Raw genomic sequence first — 22,090 nt, 5'->3', positions numbered from 1 at the left:
AATGCTAATAATTTACACCCAGAAAGTTACCCCGCGTATAATCTATGTTTTCAAGCATATTTGTTCAAATATTCTGGGAATTTCCATAAAATTCACTTCCAAAATTGAAGAATTTATTGCCCATGATGGCCCCAAACTTTCTTATGGGAAGCAGCCTCTCGGAAATGAATTTTTTATTCAGAAGGTGGATCTTTTAATGGAACAGGGTTTTTCAGAAATTGAGATAAAAGTACAGCCCTGGGACGATACTCTTTGCTTTTTCCCGGTACCAGAAGTTAGCGATCTGCCATTTGACATTTTTGCCGCGTCTTTTTACCTGCTCAGCCGTTATGAAGAATATCTGCCTCATGTAAAAGACGAATCCGGAAGATTTCCTGCCGGTGAAAGCCTGGCGGCCCAGGAAAGTTTCCTGCATAAACCTGTAATTGATATCTGGGCGTTAAAATTCCGTGAAATTCTCAGCACCCGTTTCCCGGGGCTGGAATACAAAAAACGAAATTATAAAGCTCTAAGCCTGATAGCTTCAGAAAATGTTTTCATTTTTAAAAACAAAGGTTTTCTTCGCAGTTTCCTGGGTCTTTGTATTGACCTTTTTAGTTTAAATCTTGGAAAAGTTTTTGACAGGATGCAGGTTTGGTTTCGGCTGAAATCTGATCCATATGATATTTTTGAAGACCTTATTCAGCTTATCAGGAATAATAAAACAGAAATGCTGTTTATGTTTCAGCTAAGCGATTTTTCAATGCATGACCGTAACATTAGCCATAACCGGATGCCACATCGCTCTGTAATAAAATCGGTTGCTGATTATGCCACGGTGGGACTTTTAATAGGCTATTATGCCATGGAGGAGATCACAACTTTGCGAAAGGAAAAGCGGCGCCTTGAAGATATTGTACATAGCCCTGTCGAAAATGCCATGAATTCGAGATTCAATCTAAGCCTGTCTAATAATTACAGTAATCTTATAGAGCTTGAAATCCATAATGATTATTCCATGGGATATCCAAATAATCCCGGTTTCAGGGCCGGCACCTGTACTCCCTTTCTTTTTTACGATATTAACATGGAAGTAACCACGCCTTTAAGACTGCATCCTTATGCTTTTAATTCATCTGTTCTGGAGCGAATTTCAAAAACGCGGATCAGGGAAGATCTCAAAAGAATGATCACGGAAGTAAAAGAAGTGGGCGGAACATTTTGTGGCGTTTTTTCCAATAAGGATTTTTCAAATTATTCTGATAAAAAACTATATTATTCCCTTTTAAACCAGATGCATGAAATGGAATGAAATAGAACATGTTTTTTTTGATCTTGACCATACTCTGTGGGATTTCGAGAAAAATTCGGCTTTGGCGTTTCAGAAGATATTTGAAGATCAGAAAATTAATATTTCGGTTTTAGAATTTTTAAAGGTGTACAAGCCTATTAATTTTCGATACTGGGAAATGTACAGAAGTAATTCGGTTACCAAAGAAGCCTTGCGCTACGGAAGGTTAAAAGAAAGCTTTGATTCCCTGAAATTTGAAGCTACTGATGCTACCATCAATACACTCGCCGATGATTACATAAAATATCTGCTCGCCAATAATCATTTGTTGGAAGACGGCAGGGAAGTGCTGGATTATTTAAGTAAAAAATACGAGCTTCATATTATTACCAATGGTTTTGAAGAAGTTCAGCACAGTAAGATGAAAAATTCAGGAATTCTTCATTATTTTAAAAGCATCACCACCTCAGAAGAAGCCGGGGTGAAAAAACCACATCCTGCGATTTTTGAAAAAGCCCTGCGAAAGAGCAAGGCAGATCCTTTAAAATCGGTTATGATTGGCGACAATCTTGAAGCTGATATCATTGGTGCCCATAAATTTGGCCTTCATACCATTTACCTCGATACAGAGGAGGAAAATATTGAAGTAGAATTTGTTAGGATCGAAAAGTTAAAAGAACTCTTAAATTATTTATAACAATAAAGAATAGGTATTTTCGTTTGGCAAAGAAAGCTGCTCCCGTGTTTGCAAAAAGGCCTTTAAAAATATTATTTCTTTTACTTACCATAAGCTTCTCTTTAAGTTCCTGTTTTAAGGATGTGGATTTTGGCCAGGCACAGGATATTCTCCTAAAACCAGACATTGATGTTGACCTTTTGGTTTACCAGCTCAATGAAAATGATTTTATTGATTCTCGAGATCAAAGCTTTACTCCTGTAATCAGGGATACGGTACGTCTTGAGTTTTTGAATGATGATTATGTTCAGAAAAGCCTTCAATATGCCGAATTCAGATTTAAGCACACTAATTTCTTCAGCCAGCCTATAAAGAGCAGTATTAAATTTCTTGATGAGAACAACAATTACCTTTTCAGCGTGGATTATATAATACCTGCGGGGAATGAAAATTCGCCTGGAGTTGTAGATACCATTAAAGTCATGCAGGGTAACGATATTCTAAAGGTGAGGAAATCAATACAAATGGCATTAGAACTTGAATTGCAGGGTAGCGAAAAAGATCTCAAAGGAGAACTTGACTTTTCTTCCAAAGGTCTGTTCAAATTTGAATTTTAGGATGCGGGAAACTATATTTATTATTCTTTTCTTGTTAAGCATAAACTGTGTAGGGCAAAACAGACCTTTGTTATGGGGTGTGGATGACTTACCGCAGTCTTTACTTCAAAATCCGGGTGCGCGAATAGATTATACTCGTCATTTCGGATTTCCCTTTTTTTCTCAGATACATCTTTTTGCCGGTTCTACGGGCGTTACCGCTTTTGATATTTTTGACGACTCAAATCCGAATGTCAATCAGCGGGTGAGCAATGTGATGAGCAGGCTAACTAAAAATGATTTTTTTTCGGTCAATGAACAATTGGAAGTTCTTTCTTTCGGATGGAAAATGGGGGAGAGGGGATACTTTTCTGCAGGGATTTACCAGGAACTTGACGTTTTCGCCTATTTTCCACATGATCCGGCAATATTGGCCTTTGAAGGGAACGCAGATTATATAGAGCAGAATTTTGATTTTTCAGATGTCAATTTTACCGGCGATGTCCTAACGGTTTACCATGTGGGTTTAAATTATAATGTTGACCGGCAGCTAACATTTGGCGCGAGATTTAAACTGTATTCAGGTATTTTTAATGCTGAAAGCACTAATAACAGCGGGGTTTTCAGGACCGAAATTACGCCTGGTGGTCCCAATTTTTATCGACATTTTATTGAGAATATGAGTGTGAAGGTAAATACTTCTGGCTATGCTTCCCTTAAGAACAAGGAAGGGATGACGGTTGATGAAGCGGTGGCGGAACTTCTAAGTCGTTCCTTTTTTGGTCAGAATGTGGGTGTGGGTGTAGATCTGGGATTTAATTACAAGGTGACAGAACAGTTGACGCTAAGCGGTTCTGTGCAGGATCTGGGAATCATGTTCCATCAAAAAGATACTGAAAATTCCTATTACTACGGTTCTTATCAAACCGATGGCCTGGAACCTCTTTTTCCCGAACTTGATAATAATGAGGCAACTATTCCCTATTGGGATGTTTTTGAAGAAGAACTCAATGTGAATCTGAAAGACGAAACGCTAAGTGAACCCTACAATTCCTGGAGGCCTCTGAAATTCAATGCATCCCTGGAATTTGGTTCCGGAATGTCATTTTTACCTTGTGATTATCTCATTCATAAAAGACCCCGGTATATGAATGTTTTTGGAATGCTTTTTTCAGGTGTGAACAGGCCTAAAGGTCCAACTTACGGGGTTACTGCATATTACGGAAGAAAGTTTACCGAGAATTTCAGGATGCGGCTCGCTTATGGGATTGATCAGTTTACCTTAACAAAAATAGGTTTGATGGCTTCCAAACGATTTTCTAATTTTAATCTTTATCTTGCGGTTAATGATATTCTTGGGTTCACTAATTTAGCGAAAGCTAATAGTGCTTCCCTTCAATTTGGAATGCAATTTATATTTAAAGATTTATGAAAAGACTTTTGATACTAATACTTATGATCAGCAGCATGGCTGGAAGCTATGCACAAAATATCAATTCTTATAAATATATAATAATCCCTGAAACCTATAAATTTACAAAGGGAGTTGATCAATATCAGCTTAATTCCCTTACAAAATTCCTTTTTGAGAAGGAAGGTTTTAATACGGTGATGATGAAAGGAAAGAAACCCGCTGATCTGAGACAGGATCCATGTCAGGGCCTGACGGCGGATGTTCAGGATAATTCCGGGCTTTTTGTTACCAAACTCGTACTCACTTTAACCGATTGTTCGGGAGAGGTAGTTTATAAAAGCGAAGAGGGCAGAAGCCGTGCAAAAGATTTTAAAGCCGCTTACCACGAGGCTTTAAGAGGAGCTTTTGAAGGAGTAAAAGAAATGAATTATCAATATAATGGTGATTCTGCCAAACCATTATTGGCGCAGGAAACAAAAACTTCTGAAAAAAAACCTGAAAAACCTGCGACATCAATTTCTGAAGAAGAGGCTCTGGAAGAGACAAAAAAACCTACCCCGGTAAAGATCGCCACGGAGCCTAAAGCGATTGTTGATGCAGAGAAAACTGAAGTTAAACCGGGCAATTCGGAAAAATCTCTGGAAGAAAGGCAGTTCGAATATGACGGGCAGCAATATAAATTAAAACCTACTGCCCAGGGCTATGGTCTTTATATAAAGAATTCTCCCGAACCAATTGCCCTTCTTCTAAAAAGCGGAAGCGGTGGTAACTTCATATATAATTCCCTAAGCAATCAGGGGATTGCTTATTTCGATAATCAGGGAAATCTTGTGGTGGAGTATTTAAATAAGCAAACCAACAAAAAGGATATTATTGTTTACCTGAAGAAATATTAATAATCATATTTATTCTTCCATCTTTTCCGAAGGAATTCCCGCTGGGCGTTTTCCCGCTGATTCTGTCCGGGATCATATAGTTTCGTGTTTTTGATCTCTTCCGGAAGGAATTCGGCTTCGACAAAATTTCCTTCATGATTATGGGCATATTTATAATCTTTTCCGTAGCCTATATCTTTCATCAGTTTGGTGGGTGCATTCCTAATGGAAAGCGGTACAGCAAGATCACCGGTCTTTTTTACCAGGCTTTGCGCGGCATTGATCGCCTGGTAAGAGGCATTGCTTTTAGGTGAAGTGGCAAGATAAGTAACACATTGAGATAAAATAATACGAGCTTCAGGATACCCAATGGTGTTTACCGCCTGAAAGGTATTGTTGGCGATTACCAGGGCGGTAGGATTGGCATTTCCGATATCTTCGCTCGCCAGGATAAGAAGCCGCCGGGCGATGAATTTCACGTCTTCGCCACCTTCGATCATTCTTGCCAGCCAATAAACCGCAGCGTTAGGATCGCTGCCTCTTATGGATTTTATAAATGCCGAAATGATATCATAATGCTGTTCCCCGGTTTTATCATATAAAACAGTATTCTGCTGGACTTTTTGAAAAACCAGATCATTGGTGATTTCAGTATTTTCAGGTTCAGAGGTTACGATAAGTTCAAAAATATTCAGCAATTTCCGGGCGTCACCACCGCTTAACCTTAAGAGGGCTTCGGTTTCTTTTAATTTTACTTTTTTGGCAGCTATGGTTTTATCTTCTTTCATTGCTCTCTCGAGAAGGGCGGTGAGATCTCCTTTGCTGAAGGGTTTCAGAATATAAACCTGGCAACGGGACAGAAGTGCGGAAATCACTTCAAAACTGGGATTTTCAGTAGTGGCTCCTATCAAGGTTACCCATCCCTTTTCAACGGCTCCCAGTAATGAGTCCTGCTGAGATTTACTAAAACGATGGATCTCATCGATAAAAAGAATCGGACTTTTAGTAGTAAAAAGTCCTTCACTTTTTTTAGCTTTCTCAATGACTTCTCTTACGTCTTTAACTCCGCTGCTAATGGCGCTTAGGGTAAAAAAAGGTCGGTCGGTTTCATTGGCAATAATATTGGCGAGGGTGGTTTTGCCTACACCGGGGGGGCCCCAGAAGATCATGGAAGGGATTATTCCCTGTTTTATTTGTTGTTTTAGGATTCCGTTTTTGCCAATTAGGTGATTCTGACTTAAATAATCATCAAGGCTTTTTGGTCTTAACCTTTCTGCCAGAGGTTGATTCATAGCATTCTTTTAATGACAGTTTTTCATCCGGTTTAGTTTGGATGGTTTTTTGTAATATTAATTAAAATTGAAGAGAATTTGAAAGCTTCATCACCTTTTGTTTTTAGTACCGGAACTATAGGCTATCCTTTGATGTTCGTTCTGCTTATATGGATTGTTTTCTGGGCTGAGGTGCGTTTTGGATTTCATCTAAACAGGTTCGGGATCCAGCCGGGGAGCATTGAAGGATTAAGAGGGATACTGTTCTCACCTTTTATTCATTCAGATATCCGGCATCTTTTTAATAATACCATTCCGCTATTTGTATTATCACTTTCGCTTTTTTATTTCTACAGGCCCATTAGCTGGAAGGTTTTGGTCATCGGATTTTTTTCTACCGGCATTTTGACATGGTTGATCGGGAGACCGGCTTATCATATTGGTGCCAGCGGAATTATATATTTACTGGCTTCCTTTTTATTTTTCAAAGGAATTTTTTCCCGATACTATCGGCTGGTTGCGCTTTCACTGATGGTGGTCTTTCTTTATGGCGGCCTCGTTTGGTATGTAACACCCATAGATCCTGAAATTTCCTGGGAAGGACATTTGTCCGGATTGATCTCTGGCTTTGTATTATCGCTGATCTTCAGAAAAAGAATTGCTTCAACTCCCAAATATGAATGGGAAAAACCGGGTTATAATGAAGCTGATGATCTCTTTATGCGGCATTTTGATGAAAATGGAAATTTTATTGAAAACCTGCCTGAAAATGATACTTCAGATGAGGAAGAGAGTAAGATTCAATATCATTATAAAGAAACACCTAAAAAGGATTAAAGCCTTTGCCGAACCACTTCGTAAAGTAAGGCACCACATGCAACTGATACATTTAGCGATTCTATACTACCTAACATCGGCAATTTTCCTTTAAAATCAACCGATTTCAAAACCGAATTAGAAACTCCTTTAGCTTCATTTCCCATAATGATCGCAACAGGTTGTTTTAAATCCAGGGCATAAATGGTCTCGTTTGTTTTTTCGGTTGCCGCAACTGTTTTGATGTTATAAGACTGAAGGTGAAAAATAGCGTCTTTAATGTGGTTGACTTTACATAAAGGAACTTTAAATGCGGCTCCTGCTGAAGTTTTTATGGTGTCGGCATTTAGCTGTGCAGAACCTTTTTCAGGAAAAATAATTCCATCTACGCCGCAACATTCTGCGGTTCTAATAATCGCACCAAAATTACGCACATCGGTAATTCCATCGAGGAGAAGGAATAAAGGAGCTTTTTTTGATTGGGTCACCCTGGTAACCAGTTGCTCAAGCTCCACGAAATTAACCGGAGAAATTTGAGCCACCACTCCCTGGTGATTTCCTCCTTTACTCAATTTGTTGAGTTTTTCTATGGGAACAAAGGAAACCGGAAAATTCCCTGTTTTTAAATGTTCATTAAGCTGATGGAAAAGCGATCCGGAAAGACCTTTCTGAACATAAATCTTTTCAATGCTTTTATCGCTTTCGATAGCCTCAATAACTGCTCTTATTCCAAAAATTCTTGTTGTTTCCTGCATGGGGTAAAGGTAGTGCAAATGTTTATTTCCTGAAATTTAGGTAATAAAAAAACCACCCGTATTGGCGGGTGGTTTTTTATATAAACATAATTTGGATTAATAATGTGGATTGTCGTCTGCCACCTTTCCAGTTCTTTCATATCCTTTGAAAACATATACAGTTCCTGGGTCCCAGCTAAACTCTGCTTCAAATTGAATTTCATCTACTACTGTATTACTGCCAGGAGTAGTAAAGCTGTTTTTAGTGAATTTACCATTTGTTATTGTAACTGTTTCACCAGTATATAATTCTTCTGTATCAGGCACACTAGAGAAAGTAAGAGTGCTGGGATCAAGGGAGACTTTTGCTTTCAATTCCATCCAGAGGTCATTATCATCCAGCCAAAAATTGGTGTTATTGGCTGCAGTTGCATATGTACTGAATTGCACGTAATCTCCGCCATACGCTGGAGTTTCACCATCAGGTTCGAGTGCTATTACCCACCAATCTCCTGTGATGTCTTCGACAACAATATTACTGGGATCTGCAACTGGATCATCATTCTCACAGGAAAAAAGGGAGCTCATCAAAGCAAAACCTAGTAATAAAAAGCTTAATTTTTTTGTTATATCTTTCATTTTTTTCGATTTTTTTGAACAATAATTAAGAAAAAGAAATTATTGTTGTACCTGAGTTAAAGTTACTTCGAATACATAACCGGCATCCCAAGATGTTTTGAATTTAATAGTTCCGGCAGCTGGATTTACTGTAAATGAATCCATTTCTAAAGTTCCTCCAAATGCACCAACTCCGGTTGTATCATCCAGTGTAAAATCATTAGTTGCAATATTGTTTGCAGTTACCGTCATACCTGTGGCAGCATAGGCGGGACCATATCCTCTTCCATAATCATAATAGCCACCAATAGCATCAGAAAGTTGGTAAACACCATTCCCTAAATCAATGATCATAATAGGACCCAGGTCCTGATACTGAGGAGATGTGCTTCCATTTCTAACAACATCAGCTTCATATACACCTGTAATACTATTTACCAGGTCACCATTACAAGGAGGCCAATAAACGCTTCTGAAAGCCGTAGCCGGGATTCCATCTTCATTAAAGGCACTATAAGCAACACTATAGATATCGGGACCATCGATAGTATTACCACCGAAATAAGTACCGGAAATTGATGTAGTTAGTTCAATCTCTTGACCACCCGCCTCAGCTATTGCTCCCGGGTCAGTATATGATTCAGTATCACAAGGCAAAGTAATTTTAGTACTTCCCTCAAGAGTGATCTTAGGTAGGTAAGTGACAGATGATGCAACCAATGGCTCATCATCTGTATTACAGCTAGTCAAAAACAATCCAAGGATTGCAAATGTGTAAAATAATATTCTGTAGTTTTTCATTTTAATTTTTTTTAGTTATCCCAAAATATATTATCGGTTATAGTCCTCTGAGCTGGTGCGTTTGGGTTTAAACTTCTTTCAGATTCTGGATATAACCAAGCAGATGGAAATGTACCATTAGGAAGAACAGACAGTGGCGGAGTTTGCCAAATACCATTGGTAAACAGTCTGCTTTCAGGTCTATCAAACCTGCGTGCTTCTATCCAACCTTCATCTTCCTGTGTTCCGTTCAATGAAATCCATTTTTGAACTGCGATTTGGTCTATACGATCTACCAGGGCATCAGAACTTGAGTAATTCAGTGAGTTGATATATGAGGATGCTTCATCTTCGATTCCCATATACTTAAAGTTAAGTGCTATGGCCGTCTCAAAAGCCATTTCTTCGTCGTCGCTTGTATCATATCTGGCGGCCGCTTCAGCTCTCAAGAACCAAACTTCCCATGGACTCATTAAAATTACAGGGTTGGTTTCAGAATATGCATACTCTGATGCCATACTGTAATCAGTAGGAGGTGCAGTAAAAGGTTCGTTCTTGATAGTACCTTGATCAATTCCGTGTAGTTGTCCGGCAAAACTTCCAGTAGTAGCTTTAGTATATAAGACCTCACCTCTTGGATCATCTAAAGACTCAAGAACATCCAGGGTGGCGTTGCTCGCAAAATAGAACATACCAACCCCGTATTCAGCTCTGGCAAACATTGGGTTTTGATCTCCTGATGCACCAGTATAAGGTATATATGGCATATCCGCAACGGTCTCAATAAAAGTTCCGTTAGCGATAAGCTCCTTAATGGCAGCAGCCTGAGGGTCGGTTTCTGAAGTTCGCATAAGAACTCTTAATTTCAATGAATTAGCAAATTTAATCCATTTAGAGATGTCTCCTTGATATATGAAATCCTCTTCCCCTACAACACCATCTTCAGCTCTTTCTAAATCTGATAGAGCTTCGTCTAGCAAAGTAACTAAGCCAGGGTAAACAGCAGATCCTGCGGCGTCAAAACTTGGAGCTAATATAGATCCATCTTCAATAGCACCTGCGAGTGCTTCCGAAAAAGGAATGTCACCAAAATGATCAACTAAACCTTGAAAAAGATAAGCTTTTAACACTTTCGCAATTCCACTATAAGCAGGTGCGGAGCTGTTTTTTGTTATAGCGTTAAGGTCAGCCAAGCAATTGGCATAGGCTCTTGCCCAATACCCGTTAAAATCATCAGGCTGAGCAACATATCTTTCTGAATTCCCTATAGAAACACCTTGGCCCCAAGTATAATACTGACTCCAAAGGAAAGATTCAGAATAATTCAAATCGGTGTCTACAACATAACCCAGAAATCCGATTGCTGAACTTAAAACTTGGGCATCTCCCGCTGAGGGAAATGTGTTGGGATCTACATTAACTTCTTGTAAGCTATCCGAACATGAATAGTTTAAAGTTAATAAAAGTAAAAGCAGTATTTTAATATTGTTTTTCATCGTATTTTTTTTAGAATGACAATTGTACATTAAGTCCCAAACTCCTTGAAGTTGGTGTTTGAGTTGTCTCAATACCCTGTGCATTACCCGTTAATGCTGGACCGTTTACTTCAGGGTCAGCGTATTTATTTTCACCTGGCAACCAGAATTTAAGGTTTTTACCATAAATTGCTAATCTCGCATTCGTTATAAATGTATTTTCCAGGAATGTTTTAGGTATAGTGTAACTTAATTCTACTTCTCGCAATTTGATATAACTGGCATCTATTAAATAAGTAGAAGCAGCAGGATCGTAACTGGTATAAAAATCCTGTTCAGTAATTGCGGTAGTATTTTCAGAAAAAGTACCATCTTCATTTTGTATTACAGAGTTTGGTATAATGAAAGGTTCTCTGTTATAAATGGTGGTATTAATTGCAGTTCCGTTAAATTCAGTCATATATTTTGACTGGGAAACGAATTCTCCACCTTCTTTCATATCAACTAAAACTCTCAATCCAAATCCTTTGTAATTGGCGTTGGTACCAAAACTTAAAAGGTAATCAGGTTGATAAGATCCAAGGTATACTTCTTCATCTGTATATAGCGGATAACCAGTGTTAGGATCTACTATAATTTGTCCTTGAGCATTGGTCTTAGGTGCAAGTCCTTTAAACGTTCCGAATGGCATACCTTCTTTTGCAACTACAGATACACCAGTATTTCCAAAAGGTCCGCCTATAGTTAATTCGCTGATATCTTCAGCAATATTTACGACCTCGTTGTCGTTTTTAGAAAAAGTACCGAAAAGTTCAAAATTTAAGTCGTCTATAACATTTTTTAAAGGTCTTATACTTAAAGTAGCTTCGTGACCTTTATTTGTCATTCTACCAATGTTACTTACCGTTTGAGAGAAACCTGTTGATCTTGGCAGGTTGATAGTTACAATTTGATCATCATGAATAGATTTATAATAGGTATATGATAAGGTTATCATATCTCTAAAGAAGCCAAGATCAGCACCTACTTCATAAGTAGTTGTTAATTCAGGTCTAAGTGTCGGGTTCCCAATAGTATTACCGAGCGTAAAACCTGGAACACCATTTTTAGGGAAGAACAGTGCATAATCTCCTAGGCCTACAATGGTAGGATTTCCTATGAAATAGGAATTTAGTAAATATATACCAGCATCCTTTCCTGATGTACCGTAACTTCCTCTTAATTTACCATAATTTAAGAAGTCATTTTCAATGTTTAAAAGGTCCGTGAATATTACAGAAGCACCTACGGCACCATACAAGAAAGAATTATTACCTGCTGGAAGAGTGGAAGACCAGTCATTTCTTGCCGAAAGCTCTAAAAACGCAGCGTTTTTATAGCCAATACTTGCGTTTGCCAAAGCACCGTAAATTCTATATCTACTTCTATACATGCTAGAGGTAGGTGATTGGACACTGTTGGATAGGTTGTATACACCGCTAACTACAAGGCCTCCTACAGAACTACCTGTTAAAGATTTATTCTCTCTTGAGAAGTAATTAAAACCTGCTGATGCCGAAAGTTCAAAATCATCACTTAACTGCTTATTATAGTTTGCTGAAACAGTTGCATCAAGGTTTAGCGTCTTATTATTGTAGTTTACATATTCGCCAAGCGAGTTATGTTTTGAGTTACGAGTACCAATCTCCAAACCATTTGTCCAAATTAATTGCTGAGCTGGAGTGAATGTTGGAGTCCAGGTATCGGTTTGAGTATTCACAATATTACCTCCAAAGCGTCCATTTAATGATAGGCCATCAAAAAGTTTATATGTCAGGGATGCATTAGCTAAGAAGTTATCAATATTTGCCTCGTTTCCATATTCATTTAAGATATAATAAGGGTTAACGGAAGAATAAGATCCCCAATAACCGTTGATATCATGAAATGGGCTTTTATAGTCTTTCAACTCCGAAAAAGGAATATTTACAGGAGATTGTACAACCATAGCGTACGCATTATTTCCTTCAAAGGGTCTGGAACCTTCCTGTGCCGTATTTTCTCTCACATTGGCATAAGAAATTTTGAAGTCTGATTTGAGTTTGTCGCTTAGTTGAGCAGAAGCATTAAAGCTAAGGTTATCTCTTTTGTAATATGTATTGTCTAAAATACCCGATTGATCTGTATTACCATAAGAGGCGAAATATGTAAAACCTTCTTTCGCACCAGATAAACTTATAGTGTTAGATAAAGTATATCCGGTATTGAAAAAGTTTTGTAATTGGTTGGGAACAGCACTATAAGGTCTTATTAAAGCTTCTAATGCTCCATCTCCATCAGAGTCGATTGGGCTAGTCCATGGTCTAACCACACCGTCAAGTGTTGGTCCCCAGGACCAGTTTTCTCCAGAATCCAAACTAGCATTATCATAGCCCTGCCCATAAGTGCTCTGTCTTTGCAAATTAATGATCGCAGTCTCCATAGATGTTGAACCATTGTAGTTGATTCTCATTTTTTCACCTTTCTTTCCAGATTTGGTAGTAATAAGAACAACCCCGGAAGCTCCACGTGATCCATAAAGAGATGTGGCAGAAGGACCTTTAAGAATTGTTACAGATTCGATGTTATCAGGGTTGATGTCATTGAATCGGTTACCATAATCTGCGTACCCAGTACTTGAAGATCCAGCGCCCCCAGAAGTTGCAGAGTTGTCAATTGCAACCCCATCAACAATGATAAGGGCGTTGTTATTTCCCGTAAGAGACCCTTCTCCTCTAAGTACAATTCTTGTAGATGAGCCTACAGAACCTGAACCGGTTGAGAGTTTTACACCTGCTGCTTTACCTCTTAATGCTTCTAATGCATTTTTGCTAGGAGTCGAATTTAATTCTTCAGAATTTACGGTTTGGTTAGCATACACCACCTCACGTGCATTTCTATCTGAAATACCTAGTGCAGTCACTACTACTTCTTCAAGTTCAGAAGCACTGGGACTCATGGTCACGTCTATTCTGTCACTTTCAGTAGTCCCTACTGTGTATTGTGCAGTTTCGTAACCTATAAATGAGAATACTAAGACATCTCCTTGCGATGCCTCTATAAAATAATTCCCATCAAAATTTGTTTGGGTACCTTGTGTGGTCCCTTTAATTATAACGTTCACCCCTGGCAGCGGTAACCCTTCGGCATCCGTTACCGTCCCGGTAATCGTTCGTTGGTTTTGCGCAAAAGTAATTTGCACAACAAACGCCAGTAATAGCGTTAAAATACTACTTAACTTTGTTTTCATGTTAAAATTTGTTTGAATTAGCCTCGCCAAATGTGATAATAAATGGTTAATTAAACAAGTTTTTATTTTTAAAAAATAGACTTATTGTAAAAAAAATGTTAAAAATCCTTTAAAATCCTCTGCAAACCGCTTTTCAGGAATTTTTTCTGTTAAGAAATCGGAGGTTTTATAATATCCACTTACCTGTTTTATATAGGGGCTCCTTTTTTCTTCCTGTTGATACCCGCTTTTATGGGGTGAAAGAAATTTTTCAAGAAATCCTTGAAAATAAATAAAGTAGTGTTTGAATAATATTTTTTTATTTCTACCTTTGCAAACCCTTAAAAAGAGGGGAGTAAATTTTATTAATAATTAGTGTATAGGAAATTATGCCAACAATTTCACAATTAGTACGAAAAGGAAGAGCCAAAATAACCAAGAAGAGTAAATCGGCTGCTTTGGATTCGTGCCCTCAAAGGAGAGGTGTTTGTACCCGTGTGTACACTACCACTCCTAAGAAACCAAACTCTGCTATGCGTAAAGTAGCTAGGGTAAGGTTAACTAACGGAAAAGAGGTGAACGCCTACATTCCGGGAGAAGGACACAACCTCCAGGAGCACTCGATAGTATTGGTTAGAGGTGGAAGGGTGAAAGATTTGCCTGGTGTTAGATACCACATCGTTCGTGGTGCGCTTGATACTGCCGGTGTTGAAGGTAGAACTCAGCGTAGATCTAAATACGGAGCAAAACGCCCTAAGAAGTAATTAAAAACTTTTAATGTAAAGAAATGAGAAAAAGACAGGCGAAAAAAAGACCTCTTTTACCAGATCCTAAATTTAACGATCAGCTTGTAACACGTTTTGTGAACATGATGATGTGGGATGGGAAAAAATCGGTTGCCTTTAGAATTTTCTACGATGCTATTGATATCGTGGAGCAAAAGAAACAAGACGAAGAGAAATCTGGTTTGGAGCTTTGGAAAGACGCTCTTTCAAACGTTATGCCTCACGTAGAAGTGAGAAGTAGACGTGTTGGAGGTGCTACCTTTCAAATTCCTATGCAGATTCGTCCAGACAGAAAAGTATCAACTGCGATGAAATGGTTGATTAGTTTTGCGCGTAAGAGAAATGAAAAATCTATGGCCGCAAAACTTGCTGCCGAAGTTCTTGCCGCAGCTAAAGAGGAAGGTGCTGCTGTGAAGAAAAGAGTAGATACTCATAAGATGGCTGAAGCTAATAAAGCATTCTCTCACTTTAGATTCTAAAAAAACAATATGGCACAAAGAGATTTAAAATATACTAGAAATATAGGTATTGCAGCTCACATTGATGCGGGTAAAACCACAACTACTGAGCGTATCCTTTATTATACAGGTATCAGTCACAAGATTGGTGAGGTGCACGATGGCGCTGCTACCATGGACTGGATGGAGCAGGAGCAGGAGCGTGGTATTACCATTACTTCGGCGGCTACCCATTGTACCTGGCCATATAGGGATCATGAATATACCGTTAATATAATTGATACTCCCGGGCACGTTGATTTTACCGTAGAGGTAGAACGTTCATTACGTGTTCTTGACGGAGTTGTTGCATTGTTCTCTGCAGTAGACGGGGTTGAGCCTCAGTCTGAAACTGTTTGGAGACAGGCAGATAAATATAGAGTACCACGTCTTGGTTTCGTTAATAAGATGGACCGCCAGGGTGCAGATTTCTTCAACGTTTGCCGTCAGGTAAAAACAATGTTGGGAGGGAATCCTGTTCCGCTTCAGGTTCCAATTGGAGATGAAGCCGATTTTAAAGGTGTGGTTGACTTAATTTCTAAAAAAGCGATCATCTGGAATGATGAAGACATGGGGATGACCTATGATACCATCGATATTCCTGAAGAGCTTAAAGCAGATGTTGATAAATATCGTGCAGAACTTGTAGAAGCAGTGGCTGAATATGATGAGGCCTTGATGGAAAAATTCTTTGAAGATGAGAATTCAATCACTGAAGATGAGATCATCGCTGCCCTTCGTGCTGCAACTATAGATATGTCTATCATCCCGATGATGTGTGGTTCAGCATTTAAAAATAAAGGTGTTCAGGCGATGCTTGACGCTGTAATGCGTTATCTGCCTTCTCCGGTAGATGTAGAGGCTATTAAAGGTGAAAATCCAGACACAGGTGAAGAAGAAAGTCGTAAGCCTAATGTCGATTCTCCTTTCTCTGCACTTGCATTTAAGATTGCTACCGATCCTTTTGTAGGTCGTTTGGCTTTCTTCCGTGTGTATTCCGGTACTTTGGATGCTGGTTCTTATGTGTTGAACGTTCGTTCAGGTAAGAAAGAACGTATCTCGAGAATTTACCAAATGCACTCTAACAAGCAGGAGCCTATCGATAAGATTGAGGCTGGTGATATTGGAGCGGCTGTTGGTTTTAAAGATATTAAAACCGGAGATACGCTTACCGATCTTGATCATCCAATCATTCTTGAGTCTATGTCTTTCCCTGCACCGGTTATTGGTATTGCTGTAGAGCCTAAGACCAAGGCTGATGTTGAGAAGATGGGTATGGCTCTTGGAAAACTTGCTGAAGAAGATCCAACCTTTACTGTAAGGACTGATGAAGCTTCTGGTCAAACAATTATCTCTGGTATGGGTGAACTTCACCTGGAGATCATTATTGATCGTATGAAGCGTGAGTTTAAAGTGGAAGTAAATGTAGGTCAACCACAGGTTGAGTACAAAGAAACCGTAACTCGTTCAGCAGATCATCGTGAAGTTTATAAAAAACAGACTGGTGGTCGTGGAAAATTCGCTGATATCGTATTCACCCTGGGGCCTGTAGATGCAGACTTTGAAGGTGAAGGTCTTCAGTTCGTAGACGAAATTAAAGGTGGACGTATTCCTAAAGAATTTATTCCTTCTGTTCAGAAAGGATTCCAGGAGGCTATGAAAAATGGTCCTCTTGCAGGATTTACTATGGATTCTTTAAAAGTTGTTCTTAAAGACGGATCTTTCCACCCTGTGGATTCCGATCAGCTTTCATTTGAACTGGCTGCAAAACTAGGATACAGAGATGCTGCTAAAAAAGCAGGTGCTGTAATTCTTGAGCCAATCATGAAAGTAGAAGTTGTAACTCCGGAAGAAAACATGGGGGATATTGTTGGTGACCTTAACAGAAGAAGAGGTCAGGTAAACAATATGTCAGACAGATCTGGAGCGAAGGTAATCAAAGCTGAAGTGCCACTTTCTGAAATGTTCGGATATGTTACTACATTGAGAACACTTTCTTCAGGTCGTGCAACTTCAACTATGGAATTCTCTCACTATGCTGAAACTCCTTCAAATATTTCTGAAGAGGTGATCAAAGCAGCAAAAGGAGCAGCAAACGAATAATCTTAAGGAAATGAGTCAAAAAATCAGAATAAAACTAAAATCTTACGATCATAACCTGGTAGACAAATCTGCTGAAAAGATCGTAAAAACCGTAAAAACTACGGGAGCTGTTGTTACCGGACCAATTCCGTTGCCAACAAACAAAAAGATCTTTACTGTTCTTCGTTCGCCTCACGTGAACAAGAAGTCAAGGGAGCAATTTGAGCTTAGCTCTTATAAAAGATTGCTTGACATCTACAGTTCTTCTTCAAAAACCATCGATGCGTTGATGAAACTGGAACTTCCAAGTGGAGTAGAGGTAGAGATTAAAGTGTGATAAAAAACTTCCGTGCACCCAGGTGCCCGGTTAACATGTCCGGAGCTTCGAGCAAAGGAAAAACGGTGAAAAATACAATTCAGGGCTGAAATGTATTTTTCAGCCCTTAGTTTTTAGAAAAAGTAAATCAATTAATAATTAATTAAATATGTCTGGGTTAATAGGAAAAAAGATCGGCATGACCAGCATTTTCGACGAGAATGGAAAGAATATTCCATGTACCGTGATCGAAGCTGGACCATGCGTTGTTACCCAAGTCAGAACCAAAGAGGTTGACGGGTATGAAGCACTTCAACTTGGTTTCGATGACAAAAAGACTGTTAATAAAGCTGCTGAAGGGCACGCGAAAAAAGCAGGAACTGTTGCAAAACGGAAGGTCATTGAATTCCAGGGATTTAAAGAAGATTACAAATTAGGAGATTCAATCACAGTTGAACAGTTCAGAGAAGGTGAATTCGTAGATGTGTCTGGAATTTCTAAAGGAAAAGGCTTCCAGGGTGTTGTAAAAAGACACGGTTTTGGAGGTGTTGGGCAGGCCACTCACGGTCAGCACAACCGTTTAAGAGCCCCGGGTTCTATCGGTGCAGCCTCGTATCCTGCGAGAGTTTTCAAAGGGATGAAGATGGCCGGAAGAATGGGTGGTGAAAAAGTAAAAGTTGAAAACCTTAGAGTTTTAAAGATTGTGGCAGACAAGAATCTTCTTGTTGTGAAAGGTTGTGTTCCAGGTCATAAAAACTCTTACGTAATCATCAGCAAGTAATGGAAATAGCAGTTTTAGATATTAAAGGAAAAGAAACAGGCAGAAAAGCAAAGCTTTCTGATTCTGTTTTCGCTATAGAGCCTAATGAACATGCTGTTTACCTTGATGTGAAGCAATATCTTGCCAATCAGCGTCAGGGAACACATAAGGCTAAAGAAAGAGCAGAAATTACCGGAAGTACCCGTAAGATCAAAAAACAAAAAGGAACTGGTACTGCCCGTGCGGGTAGCATCAAATCTCCTGTTTTTCGTGGCGGTGGGCGAATCTTTGGTCCCAGACCAAAAGATTACGGTTTTAAACTGAACAAAAACCTAAAACGTCTTGCAAGAAAATCAGCGCTTTCTATGAAGGCAAACGATAAGGCGATTTTAGTGGTAGAAGATTTTTCTTTCGATACTCCCAAAACCAGGAATTTCATCGAAGTTCTTCAGGCTCTGGGAATTGAAACTAAAAAATCTTTGATAGTGTTGGGTGACTCAAATAAAAACGTATATTTGTCGTCGCGCAATTTAAAGACCTCTGAAGTTATAACAAGCTCAGAATTAAGTACTTACAAAATTCTGAATGCGAATAATGTTGTCTTTTTAGAAGGATCTTTAGAAGGAATTGAATCGAAATTAAGTTAATAAACGTTATGAGCATCTTAATAAAACCTGTTATTACAGAAAAAGCGACCGCAGATAGCGAAATGAACAATCGCTTCAGTTTTGTGGTAAGTAACACGGCTAATAAGATTCAGATCAAAGAAGCGATCGAATCGGCTTATGGCGTTTCTGTTACTAAAGTTCGAACTATGAATGTCCGTCCTGATCGTAAAACCAAATACACAAAATCTGGTATGATCACTGGTAAAACTAAAGCTTTCAAAAAAGCAATAGTACAGGTGGCGGAAGGTGAAACTATTGATTTATACAGTAATCTCTAAGATTGAAAAATGTCAGTTAGAAAGTTAAAACCAATCACACCTGGTCAGCGTTTTAGAGTAGTTAATGGGTATGACGCCATTACTACTGATAAGCCGGAAAAAAGCCTTTTGGCTCCGATAAAAAAATCAGGTGGTAGAAACAGTCAGGGAAAAATGACCATGCGCTACAAAGGTGGTGGTCATAAAAGACGTTATCGAGTTATCGATTTTAAACGTGACAAGCAGGGAATTCCTGCTACTGTTGCGAGCATAGAATACGATCCAAACAGAACGGCCTTTATCGCTCTTTTGAATTATCAGGATGGTGAAAAAAGGTATATCATTGCTCAAAATGGTCTTCAGGTAGGGCAAAATGTGGTTTCAGGACACGAAAGTGTTGCTCCTGAAATTGGAAATGCCATGCCTTTGGCAAATATTCCTCTTGGAACAATTGTTTCTTGTATCGAGCTTAGGGCCGGGCAGGGAGCTGTTATGGCTCGTAGCGCCGGAGCTTTTGCTCAATTATTGGCAAGGGAAGGAAAGTATGCAACCGTGAAATTGCCTTCAGGTGAGATTCGAAGAATCCTTGCAACTTGTATGGCTACAATCGGTGCTGTTTCCAACAGTGACCACCAGCTATTGATCTCTGGTAAAGCCGGTAGAAAACGCTGGTTAGGTATCAGGCCGAGAACAAGACCTGTAGCTATGAACCCTGTCGATCACCCAATGGGTGGTGGTGAAGGTAGAGCTTCAGGTGGTCACCCAAGATCTAGAAAAGGTATTCCTGCAAAAGGATTTAAGACCCGTTCGAAGACCAAAGCGAGTAACAAGTATATTGTAGAACGCAGAAAGACTAGAAAGAAAAAATAAGATATGGCACGTTCATTAAAAAAAGGACCTTTCGTTCACTATAAACTGGAGCAAAAAGTTGCCCAGAATGTTGAGTCTGGAAAGAAAGCCGTGATCAAAACCTGGTCTCGTGCTTCTATGATTACTCCAGATTTCGTTGGACAAACCATTGCAGTGCATAATGGAAAACAATTTGTTCCTGTATATATCACTGAAAATATGGTGGGTCATAAATTAGGAGAATTTTCACCAACACGATCTTTTAGAGGACATGCTGGTGCGAAAAATAAAGGTAGAAAATAATTGAAGCTATGGGAGTTCGTAAAAGAGAAAGAGCAGAGCAAATAAAAGAAGCCAAACAACAGGTAGCTTTTGCTAAGTTGAATAACTGCCCTACTTCGCCAAGAAAGATGCGTCTTGTGGCGGATCTGGTAAGAGGAGAGAAAGTAGAAAAAGCGCTTCATATTTTGAAATTCAGCAAGAAAGAAGCTTCAAATCGTTTGGAAAAGCTATTGCTTTCCGCCATTGCCAACTGGCAGGCTAAAAACGAAGATGCTAACATCGAGGAAGCTGAACTATTTGTGAAAGAGATCCGCGTAGATGGGGGAACGATGTTGAAAAGACTTCGTCCTGCACCACAGGGTCGTGCACACCGAATTAGAAAAAGATCCAATCACGTAACATTGGTGCTTGGAGCAAACAATAATACACAAAGCTAAGATAGAGTATGGGACAAAAGACAAATCCAATCGGGAATCGCCTTGGTATCATCAGAGGATGGGAATCCAACTGGTATGGAGGTAATGACTACGGCGACAAATTAGCCGAAGACGATAAGATTAGAAAGTACATCCATGCTCGTCTTTCTAAAGCGAGTGTATCGCGTGTAATCATCGAACGCACGCTTAAGCTTGTAACCGTTACTATCACCACTGCAAGACCTGGTATCATTATCGGGAAAGGCGGCCAGGAGGTAGACAAGCTTAAGGAAGAGCTTAAGAAGATTACCGACAAGGAAGTTCAAATTAACATCTTTGAGATTAAGAGGCCAGAACTTGACGCCCACCTTGTGGCTGCAAGTGTAGCAAGACAAATCGAGAATCGTATCTCTTACCGTCGTGCAATTAAAATGGCTATCGCGGCTGCTATGAGAATGAACGCCGAAGGGATCAAAATAGAGATCTCCGGTCGTTTAAACGGTGCTGAAATGGCACGTTCAGAATCATACAAAGATGGTAGAATACCTTTGTCAACTTTTAGGGCTGATATTGATTATGCTTTGATCGAAGCTCATACTACCTATGGTAGGCTGGGTGTTAAAGTATGGATCATGAAAGGTGAGGTATACGGAAAAAGAGAGCTTTCGCCTCTAGTTGGCCTTGCGAAAAACCAGGGTAAAAAATCCGGTGCCGGACGTGGAAACAAATCCCGTCGTAGAAAGTAATTTTTTAAAGTAAAAAAGAAAATGTTACAACCTAAAAGAACAAAATATCGTAAGCAGCAAAAGGGCCGTATGAAAGGTGTATCTCAAAGAGGGCATCGTCTTTCAAACGGAACTTTCGGAATCAAATCAATGGATTCGAGCTTCGTGACCGCACGCCAAATCGAGGCAGCGCGTATTGCCGCTACCCGTTACATGAAAAGGGAAGGATCTATCTGGATTAAAATTTTCCCAGATAAGCCTATCACTAAAAAGCCTCTTGAGGTACGTATGGGTAAAGGTAAAGGTGCTGTTGAGTATTGGGCAGCCGTAGTAAAACCAGGAAGAATCATGTTTGAAATTGGTGGAGTGCCAATGGATATTGCTAAAGAGGCACTTCGCCTTGCAGCGCAGAAACTTCCTGTGAGAACCAAATTTGTTGTAGCTAGAGATTATCAAGAATAATTTTTTGAATTATGAAACAATCAGAAGTAAAAGAATTGTCTGTTGCAGAATTGCAGGAAGAGCTTGATAAATCTCGTAAAGCATACGCAGATTTAAAAATGGCTCACGCCGTTTCGCCATTAGAAAATCCTATTCAATTAAGACATGTGAGGAGAAACATTGCGAGACTGGCTACAGAGTTAACTAAAAGAGAACAACAATAATTGTTATTCTGCTGAA

General features: G+C 39.3%; 25 protein-coding genes. 19 read left to right on the top strand and 6 right to left on the bottom strand.

Translation table 11 applies throughout. The features are described 5' to 3' along the window. The first annotated feature begins 1 nt into the window (after window position 1). Genes C7S20_RS02195 through C7S20_RS02175 form a run of 5 tightly spaced genes read left to right on the top strand, consistent with a single transcriptional unit; the run spans window position 2 to window position 4,852 of the window. Complete coding sequence (locus C7S20_RS02195) at window positions 2-1,291, top strand: polysaccharide deacetylase family protein (RefSeq protein WP_107010948.1); 1,290 nt, start codon at window positions 2-4, stop codon at window positions 1,289-1,291. After that, the gene (locus tag C7S20_RS02190; RefSeq protein ID WP_107010947.1) at window positions 1,278-1,967 is read left to right on the top strand and encodes a YjjG family noncanonical pyrimidine nucleotidase; all 690 of its coding nucleotides are present in this window, start codon (window positions 1,278-1,280) and stop codon (window positions 1,965-1,967) included. Before C7S20_RS02195 ends, C7S20_RS02190 begins: the two co-directional genes overlap by 14 nt. 23 nt (window positions 1,968-1,990) lie before the next feature. After that, window positions 1,991-2,563, top strand: coding sequence for a hypothetical protein (locus C7S20_RS02185; RefSeq protein ID WP_107010946.1), 573 nt, complete (start codon window positions 1,991-1,993; stop codon window positions 2,561-2,563). A 1-nt stretch (window position 2,564) separates the two neighbouring features. After that, window positions 2,565-3,974 carry a DUF5723 family protein gene (locus C7S20_RS02180; RefSeq protein WP_107010945.1) on the top strand — a complete coding sequence of 470 codons (1,410 nt, stop codon included), beginning with the start codon at window positions 2,565-2,567 and terminating at the stop codon, window positions 3,972-3,974. Next, a complete protein-coding gene (locus C7S20_RS02175; protein ID WP_107010944.1) occupies window positions 3,971-4,852 on the top strand; it encodes a hypothetical protein in 882 nt (293 codons plus the stop codon). Before C7S20_RS02180 ends, C7S20_RS02175 begins: the two co-directional genes overlap by 4 nt. On the opposite strand, the gene C7S20_RS02170 is transcribed toward C7S20_RS02175, so the two are convergent. Next, on the bottom strand, window positions 4,849-6,123 hold the full coding sequence (locus C7S20_RS02170; protein WP_107010943.1) for a replication-associated recombination protein A: 1,275 nt from the start codon (window positions 6,121-6,123) through the stop codon (window positions 4,849-4,851). The two genes, C7S20_RS02175 and C7S20_RS02170, sit on opposite strands and share 4 nt — an antisense overlap. 78 nt (window positions 6,124-6,201) lie before the next feature. Between C7S20_RS02170 and C7S20_RS02165 the strand changes: the two genes are divergently transcribed. Further along, complete coding sequence (locus C7S20_RS02165) at window positions 6,202-6,939, top strand: rhomboid family intramembrane serine protease (RefSeq protein WP_107010942.1); 738 nt, start codon at window positions 6,202-6,204, stop codon at window positions 6,937-6,939. On the opposite strand, the gene rlmB is transcribed toward C7S20_RS02165, so the two are convergent. From rlmB to C7S20_RS02140, 5 genes are all read right to left on the bottom strand, one after another. After that, complete coding sequence (gene rlmB, locus C7S20_RS02160) at window positions 6,936-7,673, bottom strand: 23S rRNA (guanosine(2251)-2'-O)-methyltransferase RlmB (protein WP_107010941.1); 738 nt, start codon at window positions 7,671-7,673, stop codon at window positions 6,936-6,938. The genes C7S20_RS02165 and rlmB overlap by 4 nt on opposite strands. A gap of 96 nt (window positions 7,674-7,769) precedes the next feature. Then, complete coding sequence (locus C7S20_RS02155; protein WP_107010940.1) at window positions 7,770-8,291, bottom strand: lipid-binding protein; 522 nt, start codon at window positions 8,289-8,291, stop codon at window positions 7,770-7,772. A 39-nt stretch (window positions 8,292-8,330) separates the two neighbouring features. Next, window positions 8,331-9,071 (bottom strand): BT_2262 family domain-containing protein, encoded by a 741-nt coding sequence (locus C7S20_RS02150; RefSeq protein WP_107010939.1) that lies wholly within the window; start codon window positions 9,069-9,071, stop codon window positions 8,331-8,333. 11 nt (window positions 9,072-9,082) lie between these two features. Beyond that, window positions 9,083-10,546 carry a SusD/RagB family nutrient-binding outer membrane lipoprotein gene (locus C7S20_RS02145; RefSeq protein WP_159039851.1) on the bottom strand — a complete coding sequence of 488 codons (1,464 nt, stop codon included), beginning with the start codon at window positions 10,544-10,546 and terminating at the stop codon, window positions 9,083-9,085. A gap of 10 nt (window positions 10,547-10,556) precedes the next feature. Then, entirely contained in the window at window positions 10,557-13,793 is a 3,237-nt protein-coding gene (locus C7S20_RS02140; protein WP_107010937.1) for a SusC/RagA family TonB-linked outer membrane protein, read from the bottom strand. A gap of 368 nt (window positions 13,794-14,161) precedes the next feature. Between C7S20_RS02140 and rpsL the strand changes: the two genes are divergently transcribed. From rpsL to rpmC, 13 genes are all read left to right on the top strand, one after another. Continuing rightward, entirely contained in the window at window positions 14,162-14,536 is a 375-nt protein-coding gene (rpsL, locus tag C7S20_RS02135) for a 30S ribosomal protein S12 (protein ID WP_010230128.1), read from the top strand. 23 nt (window positions 14,537-14,559) lie between these two features. Next, window positions 14,560-15,036 (top strand): 30S ribosomal protein S7, encoded by a 477-nt coding sequence (gene rpsG / locus C7S20_RS02130; RefSeq protein ID WP_107010936.1) that lies wholly within the window; start codon window positions 14,560-14,562, stop codon window positions 15,034-15,036. A gap of 9 nt (window positions 15,037-15,045) precedes the next feature. Continuing rightward, on the top strand, window positions 15,046-17,157 hold the full coding sequence (fusA, locus tag C7S20_RS02125) for an elongation factor G (RefSeq protein WP_107010935.1): 2,112 nt from the start codon (window positions 15,046-15,048) through the stop codon (window positions 17,155-17,157). 10 nt (window positions 17,158-17,167) lie between these two features. Then, window positions 17,168-17,473 carry a 30S ribosomal protein S10 gene (gene rpsJ / locus C7S20_RS02120; RefSeq protein ID WP_010519396.1) on the top strand — a complete coding sequence of 102 codons (306 nt, stop codon included), beginning with the start codon at window positions 17,168-17,170 and terminating at the stop codon, window positions 17,471-17,473. Between the two features lie 148 nt (window positions 17,474-17,621). Then, on the top strand, window positions 17,622-18,233 hold the full coding sequence (gene rplC / locus C7S20_RS02115; RefSeq protein WP_107010934.1) for a 50S ribosomal protein L3: 612 nt from the start codon (window positions 17,622-17,624) through the stop codon (window positions 18,231-18,233). Next, window positions 18,233-18,859 carry a 50S ribosomal protein L4 gene (rplD, locus tag C7S20_RS02110; protein WP_107010933.1) on the top strand — a complete coding sequence of 209 codons (627 nt, stop codon included), beginning with the start codon at window positions 18,233-18,235 and terminating at the stop codon, window positions 18,857-18,859. The genes rplC and rplD overlap by 1 nt, the downstream gene beginning before the upstream one ends. Before the next feature lie 8 nt (window positions 18,860-18,867). Continuing rightward, a complete protein-coding gene (rplW, locus tag C7S20_RS02105; RefSeq protein WP_107010932.1) occupies window positions 18,868-19,158 on the top strand; it encodes a 50S ribosomal protein L23 in 291 nt (96 codons plus the stop codon). Between the two features lie 9 nt (window positions 19,159-19,167). Beyond that, the gene (gene rplB, locus C7S20_RS02100; RefSeq protein ID WP_107010931.1) at window positions 19,168-20,007 is read left to right on the top strand and encodes a 50S ribosomal protein L2; all 840 of its coding nucleotides are present in this window, start codon (window positions 19,168-19,170) and stop codon (window positions 20,005-20,007) included. 3 nt (window positions 20,008-20,010) lie between these two features. Further along, window positions 20,011-20,289, top strand: coding sequence for a 30S ribosomal protein S19 (gene rpsS / locus C7S20_RS02095; RefSeq protein ID WP_107010930.1), 279 nt, complete (start codon window positions 20,011-20,013; stop codon window positions 20,287-20,289). 8 nt (window positions 20,290-20,297) lie between these two features. Then, window positions 20,298-20,705 (top strand): 50S ribosomal protein L22, encoded by a 408-nt coding sequence (gene rplV / locus C7S20_RS02090; RefSeq protein ID WP_107010929.1) that lies wholly within the window; start codon window positions 20,298-20,300, stop codon window positions 20,703-20,705. 8 nt (window positions 20,706-20,713) lie between these two features. Further along, complete coding sequence (rpsC, locus tag C7S20_RS02085) at window positions 20,714-21,430, top strand: 30S ribosomal protein S3 (RefSeq protein ID WP_107010928.1); 717 nt, start codon at window positions 20,714-20,716, stop codon at window positions 21,428-21,430. Window positions 21,431-21,451: 21 nt separating this feature from the next. Continuing rightward, the gene (gene rplP / locus C7S20_RS02080) at window positions 21,452-21,871 is read left to right on the top strand and encodes a 50S ribosomal protein L16 (protein ID WP_072553860.1); all 420 of its coding nucleotides are present in this window, start codon (window positions 21,452-21,454) and stop codon (window positions 21,869-21,871) included. Window positions 21,872-21,882: 11 nt separating this feature from the next. After that, window positions 21,883-22,074, top strand: a complete 192-nt coding sequence (gene rpmC, locus C7S20_RS02075) for a 50S ribosomal protein L29 (RefSeq protein ID WP_107010927.1) — start codon at window positions 21,883-21,885, stop codon at window positions 22,072-22,074. Window positions 22,075-22,090: the final 16 nt, after the last annotated feature.

Source organism: Christiangramia fulva, from assembly GCF_003024155.1.
Taxonomy (GTDB): domain Bacteria; phylum Bacteroidota; class Bacteroidia; order Flavobacteriales; family Flavobacteriaceae; genus Christiangramia; species Christiangramia fulva.
The sequence above is the reverse complement of the archived record's forward strand: the minus strand, read 5'-3'. Positions and strand labels throughout refer to the sequence as shown.

Excerpts from the sequence above, each read along its gene's own strand:
- C7S20_RS02195 (WP_107010948.1), top strand. The coding sequence starts at position 2 with ATGCTAATAATTTACACCCAGAAAGTTACCCCGCGTATAATCTATGTT.
- C7S20_RS02190 (WP_107010947.1), top strand. The coding sequence starts at position 1,278 with ATGAAATGGAATGAAATAGAACATGTTTTTTTTGATCTTGACCATACT.
- C7S20_RS02180 (WP_107010945.1), top strand. The coding sequence starts at position 2,565 with ATGCGGGAAACTATATTTATTATTCTTTTCTTGTTAAGCATAAACTGT.
- C7S20_RS02175 (WP_107010944.1), top strand. The coding sequence starts at position 3,971 with ATGAAAAGACTTTTGATACTAATACTTATGATCAGCAGCATGGCTGGA.
- C7S20_RS02170 (WP_107010943.1), bottom strand. The coding sequence starts at position 6,123 with ATGAATCAACCTCTGGCAGAAAGGTTAAGACCAAAAAGCCTTGATGAT.
- rlmB (WP_107010941.1), bottom strand. The coding sequence starts at position 7,673 with ATGCAGGAAACAACAAGAATTTTTGGAATAAGAGCAGTTATTGAGGCT.
- C7S20_RS02155 (WP_107010940.1), bottom strand. The coding sequence starts at position 8,291 with ATGAAAGATATAACAAAAAAATTAAGCTTTTTATTACTAGGTTTTGCT.
- C7S20_RS02150 (WP_107010939.1), bottom strand. The coding sequence starts at position 9,071 with ATGAAAAACTACAGAATATTATTTTACACATTTGCAATCCTTGGATTG.
- C7S20_RS02145 (WP_159039851.1), bottom strand. The coding sequence starts at position 10,546 with ATGAAAAACAATATTAAAATACTGCTTTTACTTTTATTAACTTTAAAC.
- C7S20_RS02140 (WP_107010937.1), bottom strand. The coding sequence starts at position 13,793 with ATGAAAACAAAGTTAAGTAGTATTTTAACGCTATTACTGGCGTTTGTT.
- rpsL (WP_010230128.1), top strand. The coding sequence starts at position 14,162 with ATGCCAACAATTTCACAATTAGTACGAAAAGGAAGAGCCAAAATAACC.
- rpsG (WP_107010936.1), top strand. The coding sequence starts at position 14,560 with ATGAGAAAAAGACAGGCGAAAAAAAGACCTCTTTTACCAGATCCTAAA.
- fusA (WP_107010935.1), top strand. The coding sequence starts at position 15,046 with ATGGCACAAAGAGATTTAAAATATACTAGAAATATAGGTATTGCAGCT.
- rpsJ (WP_010519396.1), top strand. The coding sequence starts at position 17,168 with ATGAGTCAAAAAATCAGAATAAAACTAAAATCTTACGATCATAACCTG.
- rplC (WP_107010934.1), top strand. The coding sequence starts at position 17,622 with ATGTCTGGGTTAATAGGAAAAAAGATCGGCATGACCAGCATTTTCGAC.
- rplD (WP_107010933.1), top strand. The coding sequence starts at position 18,233 with ATGGAAATAGCAGTTTTAGATATTAAAGGAAAAGAAACAGGCAGAAAA.
- rplW (WP_107010932.1), top strand. The coding sequence starts at position 18,868 with ATGAGCATCTTAATAAAACCTGTTATTACAGAAAAAGCGACCGCAGAT.
- rplB (WP_107010931.1), top strand. The coding sequence starts at position 19,168 with ATGTCAGTTAGAAAGTTAAAACCAATCACACCTGGTCAGCGTTTTAGA.
- rpsS (WP_107010930.1), top strand. The coding sequence starts at position 20,011 with ATGGCACGTTCATTAAAAAAAGGACCTTTCGTTCACTATAAACTGGAG.
- rplV (WP_107010929.1), top strand. The coding sequence starts at position 20,298 with ATGGGAGTTCGTAAAAGAGAAAGAGCAGAGCAAATAAAAGAAGCCAAA.
- rpsC (WP_107010928.1), top strand. The coding sequence starts at position 20,714 with ATGGGACAAAAGACAAATCCAATCGGGAATCGCCTTGGTATCATCAGA.
- rplP (WP_072553860.1), top strand. The coding sequence starts at position 21,452 with ATGTTACAACCTAAAAGAACAAAATATCGTAAGCAGCAAAAGGGCCGT.
- rpmC (WP_107010927.1), top strand. The coding sequence starts at position 21,883 with ATGAAACAATCAGAAGTAAAAGAATTGTCTGTTGCAGAATTGCAGGAA.